The organism is Rhodococcus sp. G6(2025), assembly GCF_058628105.1.
This window is the reverse complement of the sequence record NZ_CP179750.1, coordinates 7,343,891-7,368,882: the sequence shown is the minus strand read 5'-3', so window position 1 is coordinate 7,368,882 and position 24,992 is coordinate 7,343,891. Positions and strand designations below refer to the sequence as shown.

Annotated in this window: 25 protein-coding genes; 19 read left to right on the top strand and 6 right to left on the bottom strand. The window is 62.3% G+C overall.

Going from position 1 to position 24,992, the window contains the following annotated elements; translation table 11 throughout:
• Positions 1-14 precede the first annotated feature (14 nt).
• The 7 genes from ACLIVD_RS34130 (at position 15) to ACLIVD_RS34100 (ending at position 7,589) form a co-directional block, all read left to right on the top strand.
• Entirely contained in the window at positions 15-1,604 is a 1,590-nt protein-coding gene (locus ACLIVD_RS34130) for an ABC transporter substrate-binding protein (RefSeq protein WP_491931479.1), read from the top strand.
• Between the two features lie 27 nt (positions 1,605-1,631).
• Complete coding sequence (locus ACLIVD_RS34125; protein WP_491931478.1) at positions 1,632-2,756, top strand: ABC transporter permease; 1,125 nt, start codon at positions 1,632-1,634, stop codon at positions 2,754-2,756.
• Between the two features lie 142 nt (positions 2,757-2,898).
• The gene (locus ACLIVD_RS34120) at positions 2,899-3,681 is read left to right on the top strand and encodes an ABC transporter permease (RefSeq protein WP_491931477.1); all 783 of its coding nucleotides are present in this window, start codon (positions 2,899-2,901) and stop codon (positions 3,679-3,681) included.
• Between the two features lie 29 nt (positions 3,682-3,710).
• Positions 3,711-4,718 (top strand): ABC transporter ATP-binding protein, encoded by a 1,008-nt coding sequence (locus ACLIVD_RS34115; RefSeq protein ID WP_283334372.1) that lies wholly within the window; start codon positions 3,711-3,713, stop codon positions 4,716-4,718.
• Positions 4,715-5,692, top strand: coding sequence for an ABC transporter ATP-binding protein (locus ACLIVD_RS34110; RefSeq protein ID WP_283334371.1), 978 nt, complete (start codon positions 4,715-4,717; stop codon positions 5,690-5,692). The genes ACLIVD_RS34115 and ACLIVD_RS34110 overlap by 4 nt, the downstream gene beginning before the upstream one ends.
• Positions 5,693-5,814: 122 nt before the next feature.
• Positions 5,815-6,615, top strand: a complete 801-nt coding sequence (locus tag ACLIVD_RS34105; RefSeq protein WP_491931476.1) for a phytanoyl-CoA dioxygenase family protein — start codon at positions 5,815-5,817, stop codon at positions 6,613-6,615.
• Positions 6,612-7,589 carry a phosphotriesterase family protein gene (locus ACLIVD_RS34100; RefSeq protein WP_005260875.1) on the top strand — a complete coding sequence of 326 codons (978 nt, stop codon included), beginning with the start codon at positions 6,612-6,614 and terminating at the stop codon, positions 7,587-7,589. Before ACLIVD_RS34105 ends, ACLIVD_RS34100 begins: the two co-directional genes overlap by 4 nt.
• A gap of 17 nt (positions 7,590-7,606) precedes the next feature.
• On the opposite strand, the gene ACLIVD_RS34095 is transcribed toward ACLIVD_RS34100, so the two are convergent.
• The 6 genes from ACLIVD_RS34095 to ACLIVD_RS34070 form a co-directional block, all read right to left on the bottom strand.
• The gene (locus tag ACLIVD_RS34095; protein ID WP_491931475.1) at positions 7,607-8,464 is read right to left on the bottom strand and encodes an LLM class F420-dependent oxidoreductase; all 858 of its coding nucleotides are present in this window, start codon (positions 8,462-8,464) and stop codon (positions 7,607-7,609) included.
• Between the two features lie 17 nt (positions 8,465-8,481).
• Complete coding sequence (locus tag ACLIVD_RS34090) at positions 8,482-8,964, bottom strand: nuclear transport factor 2 family protein (RefSeq protein WP_283334368.1); 483 nt, start codon at positions 8,962-8,964, stop codon at positions 8,482-8,484.
• Positions 8,965-9,014: 50 nt separating this feature from the next.
• Positions 9,015-10,601, bottom strand: a complete 1,587-nt coding sequence (locus ACLIVD_RS34085) for an AMP-binding protein (protein WP_491932953.1) — start codon at positions 10,599-10,601, stop codon at positions 9,015-9,017.
• Positions 10,602-10,822: 221 nt separating this feature from the next.
• Positions 10,823-11,416 (bottom strand): TetR/AcrR family transcriptional regulator, encoded by a 594-nt coding sequence (locus tag ACLIVD_RS34080; protein WP_105422270.1) that lies wholly within the window; start codon positions 11,414-11,416, stop codon positions 10,823-10,825.
• A 139-nt stretch (positions 11,417-11,555) separates the two neighbouring features.
• Entirely contained in the window at positions 11,556-11,972 is a 417-nt protein-coding gene (locus ACLIVD_RS34075; RefSeq protein WP_491931474.1) for a Zn-ribbon domain-containing OB-fold protein, read from the bottom strand.
• Positions 11,969-13,120: a thiolase C-terminal domain-containing protein gene (locus ACLIVD_RS34070; protein ID WP_491931473.1), complete on the bottom strand. Its 1,152-nt coding sequence runs from the start codon at positions 13,118-13,120 to the stop codon at positions 11,969-11,971. Before ACLIVD_RS34070 ends, ACLIVD_RS34075 begins: the two co-directional genes overlap by 4 nt.
• Positions 13,121-13,330: 210 nt before the next feature.
• On the opposite strand from ACLIVD_RS34070, the gene ACLIVD_RS34065 reads away from it, so the two are divergent.
• The 12 genes from ACLIVD_RS34065 (at position 13,331) to ACLIVD_RS34010 (ending at position 24,943) form a co-directional block, all read left to right on the top strand.
• The gene (locus tag ACLIVD_RS34065; RefSeq protein ID WP_491931472.1) at positions 13,331-14,095 is read left to right on the top strand and encodes a hypothetical protein; all 765 of its coding nucleotides are present in this window, start codon (positions 13,331-13,333) and stop codon (positions 14,093-14,095) included.
• A 37-nt stretch (positions 14,096-14,132) separates the two neighbouring features.
• Complete coding sequence (locus tag ACLIVD_RS34060; RefSeq protein ID WP_491931471.1) at positions 14,133-15,047, top strand: LLM class F420-dependent oxidoreductase; 915 nt, start codon at positions 14,133-14,135, stop codon at positions 15,045-15,047.
• A gap of 85 nt (positions 15,048-15,132) precedes the next feature.
• The gene (locus tag ACLIVD_RS34055; RefSeq protein ID WP_283334362.1) at positions 15,133-16,218 is read left to right on the top strand and encodes an LLM class flavin-dependent oxidoreductase; all 1,086 of its coding nucleotides are present in this window, start codon (positions 15,133-15,135) and stop codon (positions 16,216-16,218) included.
• Positions 16,219-16,256: 38 nt separating this feature from the next.
• On the top strand, positions 16,257-17,819 hold the full coding sequence (locus ACLIVD_RS34050) for an AMP-binding protein (protein ID WP_491931470.1): 1,563 nt from the start codon (positions 16,257-16,259) through the stop codon (positions 17,817-17,819).
• 5 nt (positions 17,820-17,824) lie between these two features.
• Complete coding sequence (locus ACLIVD_RS34045; RefSeq protein ID WP_491931469.1) at positions 17,825-19,405, top strand: class I adenylate-forming enzyme family protein; 1,581 nt, start codon at positions 17,825-17,827, stop codon at positions 19,403-19,405.
• Positions 19,406-19,407: 2 nt separating this feature from the next.
• Positions 19,408-20,244, top strand: coding sequence for an SDR family NAD(P)-dependent oxidoreductase (locus ACLIVD_RS34040; protein WP_283334359.1), 837 nt, complete (start codon positions 19,408-19,410; stop codon positions 20,242-20,244).
• Positions 20,245-20,291: 47 nt separating this feature from the next.
• Positions 20,292-21,767 (top strand): aldehyde dehydrogenase family protein, encoded by a 1,476-nt coding sequence (locus ACLIVD_RS34035; protein WP_317571379.1) that lies wholly within the window; start codon positions 20,292-20,294, stop codon positions 21,765-21,767.
• A 60-nt stretch (positions 21,768-21,827) separates the two neighbouring features.
• Positions 21,828-22,757 carry a TIGR03621 family F420-dependent LLM class oxidoreductase gene (locus ACLIVD_RS34030; RefSeq protein WP_283334357.1) on the top strand — a complete coding sequence of 310 codons (930 nt, stop codon included), beginning with the start codon at positions 21,828-21,830 and terminating at the stop codon, positions 22,755-22,757.
• 36 nt (positions 22,758-22,793) lie between these two features.
• Positions 22,794-22,964 (top strand): thiolase family protein, encoded by a 171-nt coding sequence (locus ACLIVD_RS34025; RefSeq protein WP_411194656.1) that lies wholly within the window; start codon positions 22,794-22,796, stop codon positions 22,962-22,964.
• Positions 22,897-23,508 carry a thiolase family protein gene (locus tag ACLIVD_RS34020; protein ID WP_283334356.1) on the top strand — a complete coding sequence of 204 codons (612 nt, stop codon included), beginning with the start codon at positions 22,897-22,899 and terminating at the stop codon, positions 23,506-23,508. Before ACLIVD_RS34025 ends, ACLIVD_RS34020 begins: the two co-directional genes overlap by 68 nt.
• Positions 23,509-23,621: 113 nt before the next feature.
• Positions 23,622-24,233, top strand: coding sequence for a TetR/AcrR family transcriptional regulator (locus ACLIVD_RS34015; RefSeq protein ID WP_283334355.1), 612 nt, complete (start codon positions 23,622-23,624; stop codon positions 24,231-24,233).
• A gap of 131 nt (positions 24,234-24,364) precedes the next feature.
• Complete coding sequence (locus ACLIVD_RS34010; protein ID WP_283334354.1) at positions 24,365-24,943, top strand: hypothetical protein; 579 nt, start codon at positions 24,365-24,367, stop codon at positions 24,941-24,943.
• Positions 24,944-24,992: the final 49 nt, after the last annotated feature.

Sequence of the window (24,992 nt, the reverse complement as noted above, 5' to 3'; positions counted from 1 at the left end):
TGAGGAGGACCTGCATGAGACTGCGAAAACCCGTCGTCACGGCATCAGCATTTGTGATGTTGTTAAGCGCGGCAGCATGTGGTGGTTCCGGTGGTGACGAGGCCACGGCGGCAACAGGCACCTGCACCACCGAGCGAATCGGTGGATCGGTTACCCAGGGAACGCTGCTGTCGCCGCGTGGACTTGACCCGGTAGGTCAACCCGGTGCCGCCGGTAGCGGAGGCACAGAAGTCCAGGCGCTATTCGACACCCTGATCACCTACAACGCCGAGACGCAAGCGTACGAACCGCAGGTTGCGCAATCCTTGGACTCCAACGCGGACCACTCCGTGTGGACGATGAAGCTCCGTGACGGAGTGACATTCGGCAACGGTGACGCTCTCACCGCCGACGATGTCAAGCGAAGTATCGAGCGCCACCAATCGCCGAGCAATACCCAAGTATCTCGTGGCGAAGCGTTGACCATCGCCTCCATGGACGTTGTCGACCCGCTGACGATTCGCTTCACACTCGACGGTCCATATCCCAGCTTCCCTCACGTTCTGGCCACTGACATCGGCATGGTGACCAATCCACGAATCGTCGACGCGATGGGGCCTGATCAGTTCGCACTCAACCCCCGAGGTGCCGGAGTCGGTCCCTACGAGCTCGTGCGGTACACGCCAGGCGAGGAAATCGTCATGGCCGCGAAGAACGACTATTGGGGCGGTCCTGTGTGCATTGGGACGCTGAGGTTCATCAGCATCTCGGGCGCCGACGCCACCTTGGACGCGCTCCGAACGGGTGAACTTGACATTGCACTTCTCCGTGAACCCCCCGCAATCGATGACGCACGAGCGGAGGGATTCGAAAGCTTGCCCACCCTCTACAACTATGGCGAGGGCATCGTGATGAACTCAGCCTCGAACAGGCCAACCGCCGATGTTCGGCTTCGCAAAGCGATCACTGCGGCAATAGATCCCGAGGCCATCAACAACCGCGTATTCAACGGAACGGCACTTGCGACCTCGGCGCTAATTCAGGAGGCAACTCCCGGCCTGTATTCCGGCGAGAAGGGGCCCGCGTACGACCCCGACTCCGCCAGACGCCTCGTCGACGAGGTCAAGAGTTCAGGGTGGAACGGGTCCATTCGGCTGCTGGCGGATAACAGCCCCATTCGGGTCAACGAGGCGATTGCAGTCAAGGCGCTCCTCGAGAACGTGGGCATTACGGTCGAATTGACCAACGACATGTCCTTGGCGGAGGTTCTGGGAAGGGTTGCCTCCGACCGTGACTACGACCTTGTCATTTGGGGACCCAACTACACCAATGAAGGCCTGTGGGCTCTGATGAATCGACAGCTGAACAGTCAGAGCAAATCCAACTACTACGGATACGCCGACAACCGGATGGATGCAGCGTTGGCAGACCTGCGGGCCGCGGACACGGTCGACAAGCAACAGAAGATCGTCGGTCGCATGCAGGCAATCCTCAACGACTCTCCGGTAATTGCCAGTTTCGCCGCCTACGAGGAAGACAACATTCATTCCAACCGCGTCGGTGGCTTGCTCCTCACACGGGGGAGCGTGCTCCGTTACGACAAGGCATTCGTCACAGGTTCATAGGAGTCACGCGACTGGAGGAGGTCTGTCATGTTCCACAGAGTTGCCACTGTGCTCCTGAGAATCATTCCCGTCCTGATCGTTGTGAGCGTGAGCACGGCGGTTCTGATTGAACTTGTTCCCGGAGACCCGGCAGTTGCCGTCGTCGGCGCCGAAGGGACCCCCGAACAGTACGCCGCAGTTCGTGAGAATCTCGGTCTCGATCGCCCGTGGTTCGCGCGCTACCTGGACTGGCTCAATGGACTTCTACACGGAGACCTGGGTAAGACACTGGTCCCACCCATCCAGGATGTCTCAACCCTGATCGCTACGCGTCTTCCCGTGACGTTGGAGATTGCTATGCTGTCGGTTCTTCTTGCGCTGGCGATTTCGATACCGGTAGGAACATGGTCGGCCTACCGGTACGGCCGTGCATTCGATCGTGTTGCGTCGGGCTTGTCCTTTGCGTTGATCTCGGTACCGAGCTTCCTGCTGGCGCTGATCCTGATCTACTTCGCGGTCTTTCGCCCCGAGGCGGTGAAAGGGCTCATACTTGCGGCCTGTGTGATCGCTACCGTCGTTCTGGCGGCGGCGACGGTCGGCAGGCGGGGTGCACAATTGACCGCACAGGGACGCCGCGGCGTCCGGTTGTTCGCACTGGGCGTGTTCGCGGTCGGTTTCGTCCTCGCCGCCTTCCTGCCGGACTTTCCACGACAAGGGTTCTCTCGGATCGGTGAAGATGGTCTGGCCGAGAATCTGCGCACGATTTTCCTCCCGGTTCTCGTTCTGGGGCTCGCCGAAAGCGCTCAGCTCACGCGCCTGCTCCGCAGCGATATGGCGACCACTCTCAATGACGACTTCGTACTGGCGTCGCGCGCGCAAGGGATGCCAGTACGGCACATTCTGGTCAAGGAGGCGCTCCGACCGTCGACCTTCTCGTTGGTCACTGTCGCCGGCATCAGTTTCGGCAGGTTGCTCGGCGGCACAGTCATCGTCGAGACGATCTTCCGCCTCCCGGGCATGGGCACATTGATCGTCGAAAGCGTGGCGAAAAAGGAGTTCATGGTGTTGCAGGCCGCAGTGCTCGTCGTTGCCGCCCTTTACGTGCTTGTGAATGCCCTGGTCGATATTTCGTACCTGTACCTGGATCCGAGGACCCGCCATGTCCGTGTCTGAACGCATAGAAGAGCCGACCCGAGACGACGAACGATCCTCGGCCGTAGGGACACATCCTCCGGTGCATCCGGAACGCCGCAGTCCACCTATCAAAGTCTGGTTTCGACGTCTTGGACTGTGGCTGAGCGTCGGATGGCTCGCCGTGGAAATCATCGCCGCTCTCCTCGCTGACTTCCTCCCACTCGCCGAGGGCCGAAACCCTTCGTTGACCCTGGATGCTCCGATCCTTCAACCCCCTCAGATCCTCTCCGGGCATCCGCTCGGCACCGACCGTCAAGGACTGGACATCTTGAGTGGGGTGATCTATGGAGCGCGCACCTCCCTGGTCGTTGGCTTCGGGGCTGTCTTCCTGGGAGTAGTGGTCGGCGGCGTCCTCGGTCTGACGGCGGGGTACTACCGGGGCAAGGTGGACGCTGGGCTCAATTTCCTCAACGATGCGCTGCTCGCCTTTCCACCGTTGATTCTCCTTCTCGCGCTCTCGTCGGTTGTTCGACCGAACCTCGAGAACGTCACACTAGTCCTCGGAGTGCTCGCTATCCCGGCGTTCTTCCGCCTGACGCGTGCCAACACGATGGCCTACTCCCAGAGGAATTTCGTACTTGCGGCGCGGGCGCTCGGTGCGCGGAGTTCGCGGATTCTTGCACGCGAATTGACCCCGAACGTTTTGGCTTCGACCCTTGCGTACGCGTTCGTCGTCGTTGCCGTTCTCATTGTTGCCGAGTCCTCTTTGAGCTTCCTCGGGTTGAGTATCCAGCGGCCCGAACCGACGTGGGGCAACATGATCGCCTCCGGCCAGAACGACCTCGAGAAACACCCTCATTTGGTGTTCGTGCCTGGCGTTGTCCTTTTCCTGACAGTGCTTTCGCTCAATCGAATCGGCGACTGGGCGCAGCGACGTTGGGACCCACGGTCACGGAAACTATAGATAACCTGCGACGAGTTCGGAGAGCGGCTATGAGTGGAAATGCGCTACTGGAAGTGCGAGATCTGACGACCCGGTTCGACACTCCGAAGGGCTCCGTGTGCGCTGTGAACGGGGTGTCGTTCGCTCTGGAGAGGGGTGCGGCTCTCGGCATCGTGGGTGAATCCGGTTCAGGAAAATCAGTGCTCGTGCGGACCATCATGAATCTGCTTCCCGAGAATGCCTCTGTGTCAACCGAGTCGCGGGTGTTCTATGACGGTTGTGATGTCGCAACCATGGCACCGGAGGAGAAGCAACACCTGTGGGGTCCACGAATCAGCATGATCTTCCAGGACCCGATGACTGCGCTCAACCCCGTTCGAAAGATCGGCGCTCAAATCGCAGACCCTCAGCGTTATCACCTACATCGAACGAAGCGGCAGGCTTGGGACAACGCGGCCGACCTACTCGCCCAGGTCGGGATTTCGGATCCGCGGCGACGACTGGATCAATATCCGCACGAGCTTTCAGGCGGCATGCGGCAACGTGTCATGATCGCAATTGCAATTGGCTGTGAGCCGGATCTGCTCATCGCAGACGAGCCGACCACGGCACTGGACGTGACCGTTCAACGGCAGATCCTGGACTTGCTGACCGAGATCCAACGTGATCGAGACATGGGATTGCTACTCATTACTCATGATCTGGGCGTGGTCGCTCAGCACACAGACCATGTCGCTGTCATGTATGCCGGAAGTTTCGTCGAATCGGCGCCAACCGGCACACTCTTCCGGAACATGGGGCATCGCTATACTTCCGCGTTGCTCCGATCCACCCCCCATGCCGGGGCAGTGCCTCACACCAGACTGCATTCGATCGCGGGACGTCCACCGGACCTGGTGAATCCACCGTCAGGTTGCCGATTCGCTCCTCGATGCGAGCACACCGTCAGGGACTGCCGAGTTCCGCCGGCCTACCTCTCGGTAGGTGACGCTCATCGTCTGGCATGCCACAACCCAAACACAACACAGGTTCCCCGCGACGAAGGAATTGTGCGATGACGACTACAGAAACGTCTGCAACGCCGACCGCGGACGTTCTACTGGAGGTCAGCGAGCTCGAAGTTGAATTCCGGTCCGGACGATCCGACGTCACGCGCGCTGTCGCAGGGATCAGCTTCGACGTCCGCCGCGGCGAAACACTCGGAATCGTCGGAGAGTCGGGGTGCGGAAAGTCGACGACAGCGCGAGCGATTCTCCAACTGCCGAGGCCGACCGGAGGGACAGTCCGCTTCGACGGCCGTGACCTTACCAAGTTGTCCGACGCGGAGATGCGTTCAGTACGACGACGGCTCCAGGTGATCCTGCAGGATCCGATCGCATCACTCAACCCGCGCCGGAAGGTACGCGACATAGTCGCCGAGGGTCTCGCCATCTGGGGCCTAGCAGACAGGGACGAGCGCGTACACCGCGCGATGGAAGCTGTCGGCCTTGATCCGGATGCGACCGGTGACCGGCTGCCGAGTGAGTTCTCAGGTGGACAGTGCCAGCGGATCAGTATCGCGCGGGCGCTCGCACTCGAACCTGAGATGATCATCTGTGATGAACCGGTATCGGCGCTCGATGTGTCGGTCCAGGCCCAGATCGTGAACCTGCTAGAGGACCTCAAGGATCAGTACGGTCTTACACTCGTTTTCGTCTCTCACGACTTGAGTGTCGTCAGGATTGTCAGCGATCGAGTCATGGTCATGTATCTCGGCAAGGTGTGCGAGATCGGTCCGGTCACCGACTTATTCGATGACCCCAAGCATCCGTACACAAAGATGTTGCTGGACGCGTTACCCGTTCCCGACCCCGACGTGAAACGGGCGTCGGTTCAGTCGCACGGTGAGATTCCGTCTGTGATATCACCGCCGACGGGCTGCCGATTTCGCACAAGGTGCGTGCGCGCCACCGCGTACTGCGCGGAAGTGGAGCCGCTACCCACCGAGCTCGGTGGAGACCGTTACGTGTCTTGTCATTTTCCGTTGAGCTGACACTTGGCCCCTAACCCGTGAGCACCGCCATCAGCGCTGCGGGCTCGGCGATCCGTCATTGCTGGCCGACCAACTACAAGCGGCTCAAACAGGCGGCTCGCGCAACCAATGAGGAGTAGCTCGTGACTTCAGCAATCCGTGCAGTGACAGCCGGTGAGATCGACTTCTTCGCGGCGCACGGGTGGGCACATCTTCCTGCCCTCGTCGATCCCGCATGGATCGACCGTCTGCGTGAGATTGCGGTGAATCGACTGCGAGACGTACGTCGCACGCCGAGCGCAGGGGTGGTGGACCGGGCCTTCGGCCAGGATCGCGACGTCGCACAATTTGAGCCAGACTTCCATCGCCTTACCCACCATCCAGCCATGGGAGCAAATGCGGTGCACCTGCTCGGTACCGCAGAACGCGTGCGAGTGCAGATCAGCAATCTTCTCGTCAAGGAACCTGCCGGGGCCGGGCGCCACAGTGAACCCACGGTGTATCACCAAGACTTCCCCTGGCTACCTATGGACCGATCCGCGATGCTCACCTTCTGGGTTGCACTCGCACCGGTCACCGCCGAAATGGGATCGCTGCGGTTCTTTGACAAGTCGAACGCCCTGGGACTCCTAGGGAGGAGCTTCGTAACCGACGGCGACGACATCCCCACCCAACACGCCTGGCTCACTGATCAACCCGTCGTGGGCGGATATGATCTCAGCCCTGGCGATGCCACCGTGCACCACGCGCTCACCGTGCACGGAGCTCCTAAAAACAGCTCCAGCACAGCGCGGCTGTCCTTCACTGCGACGTACTTCGATGCAAATGCTTTGTATACCGGAGCACCGTACTCGCAAACGGACCAGCTCAGTCAGAAGCTCGAGGTCAACAGACCTTTTGAGCATCCTGCGTACCCAATCGTTGGATCCGAGGAGACCCGGTGAGTACCAACACCATAGCGTCAGTACGCGGGCCGCTCGATCTCGCGAATGTCGGCGCAACCCTCATTCACGAGCACATCTTCGGTCTCAGCCCCGAAATCCACTGGAACTGGCCCGACCTTCCCGAGAAGTGGGACCTCGAGCGCCGCGCATTAGAAGCAGCCGAGAGACTCAACGAGATCAAGAGACTCGGAATCGACACGATCGTCGACCTCACAGTGATCGGTCTCGGACGTTGCATCCCGGCAATAGAACGGGTAGCGGCGCACACGGATATCAACATCGTTGTTTCGACCGGGATTTACACCTACGACAGATTGCCACCCTACTTCGGGAACAAGGGCCCAGGATCGATCTTCGGTGGTCCCGACAGGATGGTCGAATTCTTCGTCCGCGACATCACCGAGGGAATCGGCGAAACCGGTGTGCGGGCAGGGATGCTCAAGTGCGCCGTCGACGCTGCCGGAATCACGACAGATATCGACCGTCTGCTTACGGCGGTCTCCGAGACACAACATCGGACAGGAGTCCCGATCACAGTCCACACCGACTCTGAGGCGAAGTCAGGTACAGAGGCGTGGCGCGCACTATCTCGGCTCGGGGTAGCGCCAGACCGGGTAGTTATCGGCCATGCCGGCGACTCCACCGATCTCGATTATCTCTCACGTCTCGCTGATCGCGGACTGTGGCTAGGAATGGATCGATTTGGCATCGAAACGACGTCCTTCGAAGACCGTGTAGCGACGGTCGCAGCGCTGTGTCGGCGCGGCTACACCGAGCGGATGGTGCTGTCACACGACGCCTACAGCTTCAATGACCGAGTCGACCCAGTCGTGGTGAGCAAGGCGCATCCGAACTACCACTACGCGCACATCTCGCGTGACGTCCTACCCGAACTCCGTCGACGAGGCGTCTCAGGCTCGGAAATCGCAACGATGATGGTGGAAAACCCCCGCCGCATACTCGAAGTCCAGTGATTCCTGACTGCCTTCAGCTACCGAAGCAATGCCCTGAGTTGGTGCAAGGTCTCTAGAGTGGGGTCCGTGGCTGCAGTCGGGAGCCAGAACACGACTCGATCGACCCCCATGCTGCGGTATCTGTCGAGTGCCGCCGGGTGGGGGCAGGCGTTGAACAACGTCACCGAGGGGCGAGGCCGGCCAGCTGCGTCGGCGAGCCGCCGCAGCTCGCCGATGCGCCAACCAAGTTCAGCTTCAAACTCCTCAACCTGCCCCGAGAGGGGATCGCCCACCTGATCGGTCCCTTCCCTGAATGGCATCCAACCATCGCCGTAGGAGATGACCCGCTTCAGGACGGTCGGGCCTCCACCCCCGACCAGTACGGGCGGGCGGGGGCGCTGTACGGGCTTCGGCCACGACCACATGGGCGCGAAGTTCACATGCTCTCCCTGGTACGACGCTTCCTTCTGCTGCCAGATCGCACTCATGGCTTCGACCCGCTCACGAATGAGGCTGAACCTAGTTGACGGCTCCGTACCGTGGTTTCGCATCTCCTCGTCATTCCAGCCGGCACCCACGCCCAGGGTTACCCGACCGGCTGACAGTTGATCGATGGACGCGATCTGTTTGGCCAAGATGATCGGGTCACGCTGGGCTACCAGGCACACCGCGGTGCCGATCGTGATGTTGGTTGTTGCGGTCGCGGCTGCTGTCATGGCCACGATGGGATCCATCGTTGTGCGGTAATACTCGGGGACGTCGTGGCCGGAGTAACCCGGTGAACCGTCGCCGAGCGGGACGTGAGTGTGGTCGGGGAAGAACACCGACTCGAACCCGCACCGCTCGGCACTCACCGCGAGATCGTTCGGGGTGATCGATTCTGCCGAGGGGAACATCTGGACACCTGCGTGCATCACACGTCCTCCCATCGTTGGGGCGGAATATCGTCGCGAATGTTCATCGGCTCGCGCAGATGGTGCGCCATGTCGCCGAACAGGTCGTTTCCCACTCGACGTTCACTAAAACGCCAGACGTCTCCCACCTTGACGAACCGATCCAGATAGTCGCCTGCAGTAATGGGATTGAGCGGTACACCTGGCGGATTCTGTACGACGAGCACGTAGGAGTGCGCACGGATCACATCGGGGCCGTCATCCTCGATGATCAGGTTCGTAGCGATGTGATGTGTCCTGGGGGTGCCGTTCGGGTAGATCTGGACGTAGCGTGCCCACAGGTCCGCCACAGCTCCCGCGTCGCTGCGAATGGCGAGACTTCCATCGATGTAGATGTCGGCGTGTGCAAATAGTTCTCCCATCTCAGGTAGCCGCCCGGCATCGAGCAGATAGGGGTAGCGGTAGATCAGGTTCTGAATCTGCCGGTGGTCATCGAACTTCACGTGGTCTCCTCGTCGCGGCCGTATGTCGATGCGGGGGAGTGGCCGTCAGCTCAGGCCGAGGTTCTCAGCTGATCGGCACGCTCCCGCAGTGACGCCTTGGCGATCTTGCCGTTCGCCGTGACTGGGAGTGCGTCGAGAACGAGGACGCGGCGTGGGGCCTTGTAGTTCGACATGTTCGCTCGGGCCCAGGCGACGATCTCCTCCTCAGTCGGATCCTCGCCTTCATGTGGGACTACAAACGCCCAGACAACTTCACCGAGGACATCGTCCGGTGCGCCGATCACTGCAGCTTGAGCGAGCTGTGGGTTGTGCAGGAGGAGGCTCTCGATCTCTGCCGGGTAGGCGTTGAAGCCACCGACGATCAACATTTCCTTTGTCCGCCCGACGATCCGGAGATTGCCTTCAGCGTCGAGTGAACCGACATCGCCGGTGCTCAGCCACCCATCCGAGGTGAATGCGTCGGAGGTGAGTTGCGGGGCGTCCCAGTACCCTTGCATCACTCCGTAGCCGCGAATCTGGATCTCGCCCTGCTCACCGGTGCGGGCCGGTGCGCCGTCGCTGTCCACCAGGCGGAGCTCCATTCCGGGAACTACTCGACCGGCCGAGCCCGCAACCACAGCCGTCGGGTCGCCCGGCCGGGTCATCGTTACCACCGAGCCCTCGATCAGGCCGTACGCGTTGGTGATTCGCTCGAACCCGAGTCGGTCTTGCAGTGCGGTCACGAGTTCGTCCGGAACGCTCGCAGCGCCGACGATTGCCCAGCGGAGCGACGAGGTATCCCGTTGATCGAGTTCGGGATCCGAGAGGATCCGGCTGAAGAGGTTCGGCGGGCCTGCAAGAGTCGTCAGGCCGAGGTCCTCGACCATATCGAGCGCGCGATCGGGATCGAAGACGGCGACAGGCACCATCGTCGCAAGGCGTTCGACGCATGCGATCATGCCGGCATTGATTCCGAAGCCATGTGCGAACGGGCTGACCACTGGGAGTCGGTCACCCTTGCCGAGCCCACAGACTTCGGCCCAATCCCAGTAGGCTCGAAGTATCTGGCCGCCGGTGAGCATGACGCCCTTCGGTTGGCCCGTCGTACCGGACGTCATGAGGATTTCGAAGATGTCGGTGGGTTCGACCGCCAGTGCACGCTTCTCCGCGGCCTCGAGCGGAACCGTGTCGTGCAGATCGAGGAATGCCTCCCACGGGAACGTGCCGGGAATGTTCCTGTCACCTTGGAGCAACACGAGCGTGTGCACGTCGGGGAGATCGGCAAAGGGGGCGTCGGAGCTAGGGCCGCCCACGGCCGTAGCGAGTTGATCGATATACGAGGTACCGAGGAAGTCGTCGATTGCGACGAGCACCCGACATCCGGTTCGACGGAGAACTTCTGCGGTCTCGATCCCTTTTCCCCGCGTGCTGAGGGGAACAACCACGGCACCGCAGTCCCAAATTCCGAAAGTGGTGACCACCCACTGCCAGCAGTTCGGCGCCCACACCGCGATCCGATCGCCCGCGACGACGCCTCGGGAGATGAGAGCTCGCGCGACCTGCGACGCCTGAGTTCGAATATCGGAGAGGCTGAGTGTGGTGTCCCCATCGATGAGGGCAACACTCTGAGGATGGGCGGTCGCGCGCTGGCGGAGCATTCGCGGGAGGGTCCCCCACTCGGGGATTTCGTTCATGAGACGGTCTTCCCTTCGACTGAAACAAGCAATCGCTTGGTTAAGGATCAACCTTCTCACACCAGCAGGCTCGAGGGAAGTTCCTGCGACGCGTTGGCGCAAATGCCGAAGGCCGCCACTCTGCAGTGACGGCCTTCGGTGCAACAGCCGGGTTGGACACGCGGCTACGTTCAGGGTGTTCGTTGTCAGCCCGAGAACAGGGGCCGATCCGGATTCGCCCAAGCGCTCGGCTTCTCGAGGCCGCTCATTACCAATTTCAGGTACTGGTCGGCCAATTCGTCCGCCGACAGGCGTCCGGAAGGTGTGAACCACCGCACCGCGACCCATAAGGAGTCGCGCAGGAATCGGTATGTGATTGCGGTATCGAGGTCCTCCCGGAAGGCCCCGGACGCCACTCCGTCGTCGAGAACCTTGGTCCAGATCCGCCTGACTTCGGCCTCGGACTCGGCGACATACTCGAAGCGCGGAAACTGATTGAGATACCCGCGTTCGTTCTGGATGACCGTGATGGCGGCGCGATGCTCGTCGAGCGAATTGAAAGCCGCCCTCACGAGGTGGCGGAGTGCGACCGCAGGTTCCGAATCCTTGTTGACGATCTCCTCGTACGTCGCCATGAGGCTGGTGAAATACGCGGACAAGATCTCGTCGACGATCGCCTCTTTCGACTCGAAGTGGTGGTAGAGGCTTCCCGAGAGAACCCCCGCTGCGTCACCGATTTGACGTACGGTAGTCGAGCGGAAACCCTGCTCGGCGAAGAGGTCGGCCGCGATGTCAAGCAAAGCCTGGCGCCGTTGGGAGCTGCCTTCTCCCTGTTCCGACCGTTGCCGAGTGCCGCGTCGCGGGCGTGTCGCGGGTGCAGACAGGGTGGTTCGGGATTTCGGTGCCATGGGTACAGTATGCATTGTTTTCACCCAAGCGCTAGTTTGCTTGGTTTCGTCGTGTCCAGCGAATCAGTGTGGACGGGTTCCCGTCCCGCAGGTCGGGCGACGTGAACTCGGCGACTACCTGCAGGCCGACTGTCAGGTCGGATCCGTGCTCGTCTCCGGTCCAGCCGCCGGGTATGAGCAGGTTCTCGCCCGCGTCGAGGCGGACGAGGACGACCACAAACGGCACGACGGTACCGGGGGTGAATGCCCGATGCGTGGCCGTCCAGGTCACCACGGTCCCTGCGCCGTACGTCGTGAACCACTCCCAGTCGAAGGAACCGCACTCGTTGCACAGAGCTCGGGGCGCCCACCGGAGTGCGCCGCACGTGCACTGTTGGACCTGCAGTTGCTGTCGCTCCAAGGCCTGCCACCAGCTGGCCGAGTCGCGATCGCCGTACGAACCGGTCATCGGACACCTCGCAGGATCAGGGCCGAGGTGACACCCGAGACATAGCCGGGCTGGCCGGTGCACAGGGCGGTTCGAGCGTGTTCGACCTGACGCGGTCCAGCCTCTCCGCGCAGTTGCAGTACCGCTTCGGCGACATGATTGAGACCGTGTGCGTAGCCCTCGGACAAGTGTCCTCCGTGTGTGTTGACGGGCAGGCTTCCACCGAAGGTCGTCTCGCCGGCGGCTACAAATGCTGCTGCCTCGTCGCGCGGCGCGAGTTGGTAGTCCTCGAGCTGCATCAGTACTAATGGAGTGAATGCGTCGTACAGTTCGGCGATGTCTATGTCTTCCGGGCTGATACCAGCGCGTGCGTAGAGTCGTGGCGCCATCTCGCGGGCGGCGCTGGTTGAGAAGTCGGTCCTGCTGCCGGAGTAGAGGCTGTGGCCGCCGCCAGTGGAGGCAGCGCTGATCAGTACGGGTGATCGACGCAGGTCGTGGGCCCTGGCCGCGGATGTCACGACGACGGCGACCGCGGTGTCCGTCTCGAGGCAGCAGTCGAACAAGCGCAGCGGGTCACTGACGAGGGGTGAATTGAGGTACTCGTCCATGGTCAACGGTGTCGTCATCATCGCCAGGGGATTCAGCATCGCGTGCGACCTTTGGTTGACTGCGATGCGGCCGAGGTCTTCGGAGGTAGCGCCCGACCTCGCCATGTACGAGCGTGCCACGAGCGCGAACTGTTGTGGTGGGGCGAGAAGGCCGTACGGAACCTGGTACTGAAACTCGACCAATGTCGGTGCGGAGCGGCCGGTGCCGCCCATCCGGAACTCGGAGCGGGCGTTCAATGCCCGCCAGACCACTACGACCTCGGCCTGGCCGCTGGTGACTGCCATGGCGGCGGCACCAACGGCGGCGGCCGACATGCTGCCTCCACCGACGAGATCGAGGAGGACGTGGGGGTCGTCGACTCCGAGGCTATGGGCTACCGCAGACGCTGGGACGGCGTCGCCCACACTGTGGGTAATCAAGCCGTCCACATCGCCGAGTTCGAGGCCGGCGTCGTCGAGCGCCGCGCTGATGGCCCGAAGTCCCAGTTCGAGCGTGCTCACGCCCGAGTTCTTGTAGAACGGCGTCCGGCCGACGCCGGCAATCGCACTCTGATCACGCACTGTGGTTGCCTCGGGTATTTGAGCGGCTGCTTCCCGTTTCACTCTTCGTCACGTTAGACTCCGGTTGAACTAGCGCTTGGTTTTGATGCAAGGCTAGGGTCGCAGGCGGGAGCTGTCAAAGGTTGCTCTCGGCATTGACCTCGGACTGGGCGGACTCGTAACATCAATATTTGAGCAAGCAGTTGCTTGTTTTCGATGAAGGGACGAAGAGTGGCACGCGGCATCTATCTCCTCGAAGAGGTTTACTTCCACCCGATGAACTCCACGAACCCGCGGGAGTATCTTCAGTGGCTGGTCGATTACAAGAAGGAAGACGAACAGCGGACGGACTCCGATGCGGAGCTGACGAAGGGTTTGTCGGTCCGATCACGGGCGATCGACCTGGTCGGCGCGTTCTACGCGATCGGAATCACCGGGCACGAACAGTTCAAGGCCGTCACATTGTGGGATTGCCACGGCGGGTGGGACGGTGGCTGGCGCCAGCAGCTGGACATCTACAACGGTGTGAAGCCGGAACTGTTCCTGTCTAGTATCGACGACCTTCGCCACAAGGCTTTCTCCCGCCCCATGGGTGCGGTGCGCGGCACGCCTGATCTTCAGGAACTGCGTGCGGAGCAGTACACGGCGCCATTCTTCCTCCATGAGATCGCTCAGGTTCGCCCCGGGGCAGCGCAGGACTATCTCGCTGCCGTGCGCGAGGAGCGGGCTCCGATTCTCGCCGACCACGGCCATCGACTCGTCGGGCTGTACGAGGTCATGCTCTCCGACACGGAGGTGGTTACCTTCTGGGGCACGGACATCGACAGTCATCTCGAGACGCAGCGCGCATACGACGCCGCGGTCGGACTCGATGCCGAAGCGACCGCAGACCCCAGGCTCGTCGAGTGGCGCAAGAGTGCACGACAGTATCTCGATGGGCCCTGGCGTGAGACGTTGCTGGCGCCGTTCCCCGGATCCGTTCTCGCCCCGAAGTAGGCCATTCCCTGTGCAGTGGTGATGAAAGAAGGATTTGATGCGGTACGTACTCGGTCTCCCGACTGATCAGGTCGACCGGCCCACGGAGTTTCTCACCGCCGACGCCGTGGCCGATGTCGCTCGCGCTGCGGAGGACGCGGGGTTCGATGCGGTGTCCGTCACCGACCATCCTTTCCCGCAGGACAAGTGGCTGTCCCGGGGAGGCCACCAAGCCCTGGACCCGATGGTCGCTCTGTCCTTTGCAGCCGCAAGTACGACCCGTGTCAGACTCCTTACCAATGTGTTCGTGCTTCCCTATCACAACCCGTTCCTGACTGCGCGGGCGGTCGCGAGCCTCGATGTCCTGTCCGGCGGACGTGTCATCTTTGGAACAGCGGTGGGATACCTCCGGTCCGAGTTCGCCGCATTGGGCCTGGGCTACGAGGATCGCGGGGCGCGCACCGATCAAGCGCTGCGATTGATGAAATCGGCGTGGTCGGGTGAATCCGTCACCATCGAGGATCCTCCCTACTCAGTGGTGGAGCACACGATGCGCCCGGCACCCCTGCAGTCTCCACATCCTCCGATCTGGTTCGGCGGGAACAGTAAACGCGCGATTCGTCGGGTCGTCGAGTTCGGACAAGGGTGGATGCCCATGCCGCAACCGGCCGCAGCGGCGAAGCTTACGAGAACACCGGGACTGGAGACGATCGACGAACTGGCCGACCGCATCCAGTACCTCCGGTCCAGCGCTCTCGACGCGGGAAGGGACCGTCCGGACGTGTGCTTTGTCCCGTTCGGAATGCGTATGACCGACAGCCCGGACCTTGACACGTTCGATCAGTTGGGCCAAGACGTCGGAACATACGCCGAGGCCGGCGTCGACTGGCTTTCGGTTCCCTTCTCCGGGACGGACCGGGACTCGTTGCTGAAGTCGATCGAAGAGTTCGGCGCGCGTGTGATCGATCGATAGTCGTCGCGTTGTTCTTGCCCACATGATTCGTTGAGCGCCATCCTGGCGGCACTACGCCACGGCCGCGCAAGAAAGGTTGTCTACCATGAATGCTCCTGTCGAGCACCGACCGATGAAGTTTTCTGCCTTCCTGCTGTTCCACCGCCCCGATCAGAGGAATAGCATCAAGGAGGTATACGACTACAACCTCCGCGTAGCCGACCTGCTCGAAGAACTCGGGTTCGACGGAGTCTGGGTGTCCGAGCACCACTTCCGGGACTATGGAACGGTACCGAGCATCTTCACCATGCTCGGCTACCTGGCGGCTCGAACCGAGAGGCTCCGTCTCGGCACCGGCGTGGTCGTGCTGCCCCTGCACAACCCGATCCATGTGGCCGAGCAGGCCGCCCAGCTGGACCTGCTGTCGAACGGACGACTCGATCTAGGCCTCGGCCGTGGATATCAGAGTATCGAATTCGATGGCTTCGGAATGAGTCTGGCGGAAGCCCGTGATCGCTTCGACGAGGGGCTCGAAGCGATCACAGGGCTGTGGACGAAGGACCCGTTCAAGCACGAAGGCCAGTTCTACCGCAGTGGTGAGGTTTCCCTCACACCCAAGCCGCTTCAGAATCCGCACCCACCGATCTACGTCGCGGCGGTCAGCCCCGAAACGGTAGAGCGGTATGCCCGACGTGGGCTGCCGATCCTCGCGGATCCGGCGGCGCCGTTCAAGAAGATCCATAACGCAGCCGAAACCTGGCATCGGATCGCCGCGGAGTCCGGATTCGACACGTCGGACACCGATCTCGTCGTGTCGCGGTCCGTCTGGCTCGCGCCGACCGTCGAACAGGCGAGGAAGGATCAAGCTGCGTTCGAGGCGTCCTTCGATCGGTCGCGTATCTTCAACGAGAAGAGTGCCCCGATCGATTCGAAGACCGGTGAGGTCGCGAAGGGCTTCGAGTTCTGGGAAGGCCGCTACCTGAAGGGCGGCGAGGTCGGCAACGACTTCCGCTGGGAGCAGCTCGAAGTCATCGGGGACCCCAAGCGGGTCATCGGCCAGGTCGCGATGCTGCAGGAATTTGGTTTCAACCACCTGATGTGCGATTTCGGCAGCACCCGGCACATGCCGTTTGACGAGATGTCGAAGGCAATCACGTTCTTCGCGAAGGAAGTCATTCCCGCGTTCCGCTGACACCGCCGTGCACCATCCACCCCTGTGAAAGGCGCCTCGTGTATTCAGAGCTGTCCCTCGCCGACATCGTTCGGGAGAACCGCCGCGGCCGCGGTGACATGGTGGCCCTCGTCGACGGTGACGAGCGGATTACCTACGCCGAGTTCGATGAGCGGACGGACCGACTGGCGAACGCACTGACAAGCGAAGGAGTGCTTCCCGGTGACCGCGTGTTGTGGATCGGAGCAAACTCTCACCGCGTCTTCGAGTTGCTCGTCGCCGCAGGAAAAGTGGGTGCCATCCTGTGCCCGGCGAACTGGCGGCAGAGTGCGGACGAGCTCCGTTTCGTCATCGACGATCTTCAGCCGAAGCTGATCGTCTCGGAACCGAAAATAGTTGGAGACCTCCACGAAAGTCTGGGTGACGACCGTATCCCGTGGGTGCGTTGCAGCGACGACTCCGATGACGAGTTCCAGCGGTGGTCGGCGTCCTTTCCATCGACTCCGGCACCCTCATCGGAGTCGATCCACGCCGAGGATCCGGTCCTGCTTCTGTACACCGCCGCGTTCGACGGACGCCCGAACGGTGCACTCATCTCCCACCGAGCGCTGATCAGTCACTCTTTGGTCATCGCTGTCCAACGCCAGATCACGGAGGGGTTCGTCTTCCTCGACAGTGGTCCGCTCTTTCACATCGGAACCTGGATGTTCGCGGTGGCTACATTCGTGTGCGGTGGAACGAACGTCGTCCTCTCCCAGTTCGATCCCCGACGGGCATGCGAACTGATCGAGCGGGAGCGTTGCCAGGGCGCCATGCTATTTCCCGCGATGATCGATCAGCTGGTTGCCGCCAACGGGGACGATCGATACGACCTGTCGAGTCTGCACTTCGGTCCAGCAGGCTCGACCTGGAATCACATGATCACCCTCGATCGGAGCCCATGGGGCCGATCCAATGCCGGATACGGACAGACGGAAGTCGGCGGAATGCTGACCTACCACGCTCTCGGCATCAATGGTCTGGGTACTCACGGACGCTCGAGCCCACTCATGCAGGTGCGGATCGTCGATACCGACGGACGAGATGTGTCGACCGGCGACGTCGGTGAGATCGCAACCCGCGGAATGCACCTCTTCAACGGATATTTCAACCGCCCTGATCTCAACGCCGCTCGATTCCGAGACGGCTGGTACCACACAGGTGACCTCGGAAGAAGGGAATCCGACGGAACCGTGTCATTTGTCGGCCCCAAACTGCGCATGATCAAATCCGGTGGCGAGAACATCTATCCGGCCGAGGTGGAACGCGCCCTACTCGGACATCCCGACGTCGACTCAGCTGCAGTGATCGGCCGGCCAGACAGCACCTGGGGCCAATCAGTGGTCGCGCTCGTGGTGCGAAATGCATCGGCGTCGGTGACCGAGCAGGAGCTGATCGCGCACGTGCGCAACCAGGTCGCGTCGTACAAAAAGCCGAAATCGGTGGTCTTCGTCGAGGCGATCCCGAGGCGCGGATTCGTACCCGACTACGACCTCCTGGACATACAGCACGGAGGCGGCGGATACCCCGGCAGTGACCCGACTCCGATCACCACAGCAGCAACGAGCGAGATGACGAGGTGAGATCGATGCAAGGGACCCCCTACTCGAATTTCGGCTACGCGATCCTGTCCGCACAGCGCAATCGAGCACCTCATATGCCGGCGTTGGCGTACTGCGGCCGAGAGCGGCTCACCTACGCCGAGCTGGACGGCCGGGTCAACCGAACCGCCAACGCACTCCTCGCGGCCGGCGTACGTCCCGGAGAACGGGTGGCGACACTGCTCGACTCCACACTCTCGGTTGCTGAGATCTACTTGGCGCAGACGAAAATCGGCTCCGTTCTCTGTGCCCTCAACCCGTACTGGCCTCTCGACACGTTCGAGCAGATCGTCACCAGGATCGAGGCCACCGCCTTCGTCTACGATGCGAAGTTCGACCGGGTCATCGACCAACTTCGACCCACGCTTCAGCACATCCGGACCTGGATCCGAACCGGCGGCGCACCGGACAGCCACGACGCGGTCGACCTCGACCAACTGACGACGGAGTCTTCGGAAACGGAACCACCGCTCGGCGCAGGGGGAGACGATCTGCTCGCCTTGTTCTTCACCTCGGGCACGACAGGATTGCCGAAGGCCGTGCAGTACACGCACGCCTCGGGAATCGCGATCTCCCAAGGCCTGTGGGCAGATGTCCCTGTACTGAGGCAGGCGGCACTGGGAACCGGCCCGATCATCTGGGGGGTTGGCTTCATTGCCGTCGCCGCGCCGGCCTTGGCGGCCGGAATCACACTCGTACTCGAGGACAACTTCGGACCAGAACAGTTCCTGAAAACGGTTCCGCGGGAGAGAATCACCCATATCAGCGTGACACCGAGCTTCTTCGTGGAGCTGTTGTCCGCTGCGGATCACGAAGCGGTCGACCTCAGCTCCCTGCGTGTAGCCATGCTCGGTGGCGAACCGCTGTTGGCGTCATTGCAGGACCGGATCTCCCGGCGTCTCCCGAGCCTGGAGCTGTACGGGTACTACGGTCAGACCGAGGCTCCGTACAGCGTGATCGGCCGCCGCGACGACGGGAGCGTCCCGGACGGGGTAGTCGGGTGGGCCCGATTCGGGGGTGCCGTCAGGGTGGTCGATTCGACCGGTGCGCCCGTAATCGACACGGTGGGGGAGATCCAGATCAGCGGACCCCACGTGTCGGCCGGTTACTACGGGCAACCCGACGCCACGAGTGACGCGCTCAGGGGCGGATGGTTCGTCGGAGGCGACATTGGTTCGCTCGATGAGCACGGTCGGTTGACAGTGCTCGGGCGGCGAACCGACGCTATCGAGCGCGACGGCGTTCTCACTCTCCCCGCGCAGATCGAAGACGTCGCATCCCGGGTGGACGGGGTAGCTGAAGCCGGTGCTGTCGGGCTGCCTGTTCATGATTCGGATCCGCAGATACTGCTGGTGCTGGCACCGAAGCAGGGTTGTGAGCTTGACCGGGAGGAAATCGCCGATCGCCTCGCCGTCGCACTAGCGCCCGCTTCCAGACCCGATCACATCGTAGTGGTGGACAGCTTGCCGCACGCCAACGACGGCTCCGGTGGCAAGGGCAAGCTTCTGCGACGAGTGCTTGTCGAACAGTTCGGGCATCTAACCGATTCCTCGGTAGTGAAAGGCTGACAATGGGTTTCCTCGAAGGTCAGGTCGTTGTCGTCACGGGTGGCGCGCGAGGCCAAGGGCGCTCACACGCCGTCGCGGCCGCGCGTCAGGGGGCTGACGTCGTCCTACTCGATCGTTGTACAGACGTACCGTGCATCGGTTACCCGCAGGCCGAGGAGTCTGACCTCCGGGACACCGAGGCGCTTGTCCGTGAGTGTGGAACTCGTGCGTTCGGCCTAGTGTGTGACGTCGCCGACCGCGAGCAGACGCTCTCCGCGATGGACAAGGTTCTCGACATGTTCGGGCGCATCGACGTCTTGATAGCAAACGCCGGGGTGTACGGAGGCGGGTCGATCCAGGACGCCGATTTCGACGTGTGGAACGAAGTGCTCGGAAGCAACCTCACCGGGGTTTTCCACAGCATGCGGGCGGTGAGTCCCCAGATGATCGCCCAGGGGTACGGGCGAATCGTGGTGACGGCCTCCAACCAGGGGCGGACCGCGGTGCCGGGGTCGATTCCATACGTTGCGTCAAAATGGGGCGCGATCGGACTGGTGAAAGCTGCCGCGCAGGATTTGGCGGCGTTTGGAATCACCGTCAACGGAGTGGCCCCCGGTAACACGTCCACCAAGATGGTGCATAACGAGGCTCTCTACCGGGCGATGCGCCCGGACCTCGCGAACCCCTCCTGGGACGATGTCGAGCCCGCGCTGCGCGTGCACCATGTCCAGCCGATCGCACTGCTCGAGCCGCGTGAGATCACGGCAGCAGTGATGTTTCTGATCGGCCCGGACACCCCACACATCACCGGCAGCATCATCGACGTCAACGCCGGTACCGCGTCGCGGACAACCGCGTAGCGACTCCGCCCGCTGATGACTGCGCTCTCCGCTCGAAGGGACACGACATGGCGATCTATGACGAACCGATGGACTATCTGCAGCTGATTGACGGCGAGCTCCGGCCGTCGCGGAACGGGCAGTGGATCGACAGCGTGAATCCGGCGACCGGCCAGGTCTGGGCTCGAATCCCCGCCGGTGGTGCGGAAGACATCGATGACGCGATACGCGCAGCGAAGTCGGCGCTCGACTCCTGGCGTGCTCTCCCGGCTGCATCCCGTGCTGCCCTGCTGCGGTCCTGGGCGGCAACCGTCCGCGAGAATCTCGACACGTTGTGGCGCCTGGACGCCACCGACAACGGACGAGCGCGCCGGGAAGCGGAACCGGCCATCGCGGGCGCCGCGTCGCAGATCGAATTCCACGCCGGGCTGGCCGAGACGATCACCGGCGATACGGTCCTCGTGTCGGACTCCGCGACGACCTATTCAGTACGTGAGCCATTCGGTGTGGTGGGTCTGATTATCCCGTGGAATGCACCGTTGGCGATGTTCCTGGCGAAGGTCTCCGCGGCGATCGCCGCCGGTAACACGATCGTCGTCAAACCTCCCGAGCGGGCGTCGGTGTCGGTGCTCGTTGCTGCGCAGCTTCTCGAGAAGGCGGGGATTCCCCGTGGCGTGGTGAATGTGGTGACCGGGGAAGGTTCCAGTGCCGGTGAGGCACTGGTGAGGCATCCAGATGTCCGCAAGATCAGTTTCACCGGTTCGACCGCGACTGGGCGGCGGATTACCGAGAACTCGGTGGCCAACATCAAATCTCTCGCACTCGAACTCGGCGGGAAGTCGCCGAACATCGTTTTCGCGGACGCAGACCTCGATCAGGCTGCCGATGTGGTTGCGGCAGGAATCTACACCGCCAGCGCGGGGCAGGCCTGCATCGCAGGATCGCGCATCCTCGTCGAGGAAGCGATCTTCGTCGACTTCGTGGAGCGACTGCGGTCGAGAGCCTCCGCGATGGTACTGGGGAACCCCCTGGACTCCCGGACCGACATGGGTCCCCTTGCGTTCGACGGTCAGTACGACAAGGTCCGCGAATACTTGGAGAGCGGACGGCAAGAGGGAGCGACGCTTGCGTTCGGTGGTCGCTGCGGCAGCGAATTGTTCACGCCCGAAAGTCCACTGCGCGAAGGATACTTCGTTGAACCCACGCTCTTTCTCACTGAAGATCCGCAACTTCGGGTGTGCCAGGAGGAGATCTTCGGGCCGGTCGCCGTGGCCATGCCGTTCGCGGACGAAGCCGACGCCGTCCGGTTGGCCAACGACAGCGGATACGGTCTCGCTGCCGGCGTCTGGACCCAGAACCTCTCGCGCGCGCTCCGTCTTACTCGCCGACTCGAGGCGGGCACCGTGTGGGTCAATACGTATCGCCGACTGCATTGGGCGCTCCCGTTCGGCGGGCAGAAGGAAAGCGGGACGGGCACCTCGAACGGGCCCACTACGTTGGACGAATGGCTCGAGCACAAGAGTGTGTGGATCGAGCACGGGTAGTACCGATCTGGGCGAACGGGCCCACACGCCACCTTCATCCGCGTGTGACGGGATATCGCAATGACCGGAAAGATTCGGTTCGGAGCCACGCTGGCGCCGAGCGTGTCGGCGAAGAAATGGCGCGAACGCGTCACAGCGCTCGAAGACAGCCCGTTTGACGTCCTTCTCGTCAACGACCACTTGAGCGGGCTGCGGTACGCGCCGATGGTGGCCCTAGCCGCGGCCGCGCAGCTGACCGATCGCATTCGGCTGGGTGTCCTCGTCCTTGCGAACGACTACCGACACCCCGCAGTGCTGGCGAAAGAAGCTGCGACGCTCGACCTGCTGTCCGGTGGGCGCCTCGAGTTGGGGATGGGCGCCGGGTGGATGCGTTCCGATTACGACAGCGCCGGAATCGCTTTTGATTCGCCTCGAGTACGCCTGGCAAGGCTCCGGGAAGGCGTTCAGATTGTGCGGGAGGCGTGGAAGGCCGGCCCGTCCGACTTCACGGGTGAATTTTACACGGCCACAGGGCTTGACCACGCGCCGTTGCCCCTACAAGATGGCGGACCGCCTCTACTTCTCGGCGGGGGAGGTCCCCAGATGCTTCGGTTTGCGGCTCGCGAAGGTGACATCGTCAACGTCACTACTCGAACGGCGAGCAATGGACGGGGAGTCGCTCCCGATGACGTCGGTCTCGAACCGCTCCTGCGCAAGTTGGAACTAGTGCACGATGCAGCCAAGGAGGCAGATCGGGAGGTGGAGATCTCGGTGGGTATCCGTGCCGTGGCGATTGACGACAGGCTGAGCGAAGTGCATCCCACGCTGGGAAATCACGTCGATGCCATGCGTCCGACTCCCTTTATCATGGAGGGCAGCGTCGAATCCGTCGCGGAAAAGATTCTTTTGTGGCACGAGTTGCACAACGTCTCGTATTTCGTCCTTGCGAATGACAGCGACGTGGAGAAGATGATTCCTGTCGTGCAGCGGGTGAAGGAGCAGAATCGTTGAATGCGCTGACAGACATGATCTCAGGAGGAGGGGACCGTGCGTGAGGTCGTAGTTCTCGATGCGGCCCGGACGGCAATCGGAAAGTCGTTCCGCGGCGGACTCGCCGATGTGAGAGCCGACGACCTCGGCTCCACCGTGATTGCAGCACTTCTCGCGCAACGACTATTTGCAACCGGACGATGTCTCCGAACTCTATTGGGGTTGTAGTCTTCCCGATCATTCCCAGGGCTACAACACCGCGCGGCAGGTTGGGCTCCTCGGGGGGCTTCCGGTGACCGTTCCCGCAATTACGTTGAGTCGATCGTGTGGTTCGGCGCTGTCTGCAGTCAGGATGGCTGCTCATGCGATTGCTGTTGGTGACGGTGAGGTCTACGTCGCCGGTGGTGGCGACAGTTTCTCATTGTGTCTCGGCAAAGGGTTCTCCCCAGCCGACCATCACCCGCGGTTCACCGATACGCGTCGCCCGGATTTCATCAACTTTGCGTATATGGAGGTGTTCGACACCGCGGAGATCGTGGCAGCGCGATACGGGGTCACGCGGACGGAGATGGATGAATTCGCGCTCCTGTCCCATTCGCGGGCGAGCCGCGCCGCCGCAGCGGGGTACTTCGACTCCGAAATCGTGCCGTTCGAACTTCCGGATGGCACGATCTTTGCCCACGACGACTCGCCGCGGACGGACTCGAGTTTCGACTCACTTGCCGCCCTCCGATCCATCGCGCCCGCGCTGGACCCCAGCCATTCCCCATAGCCTTGGCTGCGTGATCCTGGACGGGCAGCACGGCATCGTCATGGGCGGGCGGTAGGAGCAACCCGTGAACTAGAGTTGCAGGTCGAACGGAATCTGGAAGGCGGGACGACGCGATGACCAAGGCTGCGCGCGGGAACATGCGCGACCTCCAGAAGGAGCTGACAAAGACTCGGCTGAAGGAGGCCGCGATCGCCTGCTTCGTCGAGAGCGGTTACCTCGCTACTGCGGTCACGGACATCACCAGCACGGCCGGCGCCACACGTGCCACCTTCTACCTGCACTACAAGACGAAGGCCGAGGTAGTGGATGCGCTCCTCGACGAGCTCGACATGGTGTACGCGGAGCCATTCTCGCGATTCGCCGCTGTTCTGGTGGAACCCAGCTTGGACGCGTTTCGGGTCTGGCTTCGCGAGATCGTGAAGATCTGGGAGACGACCCGCGAAATTTCGATCGTCGTGAGTGAGGCTGCCGGCGTGGAGAAGGAAATCGGCGACCGGAGGGGCCGCAGTTTCGACTTCGAAACGGACAGGATTGCGAAGGCCTTGTCGGCGACGGGGCGGTGGACGCCGAAGCAGGCCAAAATCCGGGCCTTGCTGATCTTCTCCCAGCTCGGCAGCCTCTTCATGCAGTGGTCAATGCCCGATTCCGACCTGGACGCGGTGGAGGCCGTGGACGTGCTGGCATCGATGTGGATGGCTGCACTCGACGAGCGAGAATTTCACTAGACTCACTGCCTCTTGACTAGACGCTGTGATCAGGGTTACATGGGCGACACCCCACTTCCCGGAGGATTCGCCTGATGTTGGTTACTTCAGATCTCGCTCCCCGTCGCTCCAGTGATTGTCTCGGCGGCCCTGTGGACGCACTCGCATCCGCGCGGGAGTTGCCGCGGTTGGCTCATCACGGCGATGTGCGAGCGGTCCGCGGCAACACCCGTCTGCATGCGTATGCGTTCCGGGATGCAAGCACCCCGGACGTCGACGAGAGCCGCCCGATGCTGGACGCGGCTCTGCACTCCATCTTCGACGCACTGACCGTTCGCCCCATCGACGGCGATTCGCGACTTTCATCCCATGGCATCGTCTTCCTGATCGAAGCGGGAGATCGTCCCGCCGGCATCGAGGAAATGAAGCGGCTTCTCGCCGAGGTCGGCGCGCACGAAATCCTACGGTGCGCGGCTGTGGGGCTCGCCGTGATCGGCGGTTCCGCTGCTGCCGCTGCAATCGACATCGACTTCCTCGCCCGCACCGTCCGCGCCTCCGGTGGATATGTCGTGGGCACGGGCATGGTCATCACGAAACGCGACGCAGCCACTGTGGCCGGCTCTGATGGCGCCGTCGAGTTCAAGGACATCACACTCGCGTCCAGTGTCAGCCTCCTTGGTCGCAGAGTGGCTACCCTCGCCGCCTCCGGACGCGCCCTGCGCGCCGCCTGACAGGCAGTCCGGATCCCCCTTCAAGTCAGCGCCAATCTGTGTCGCCATC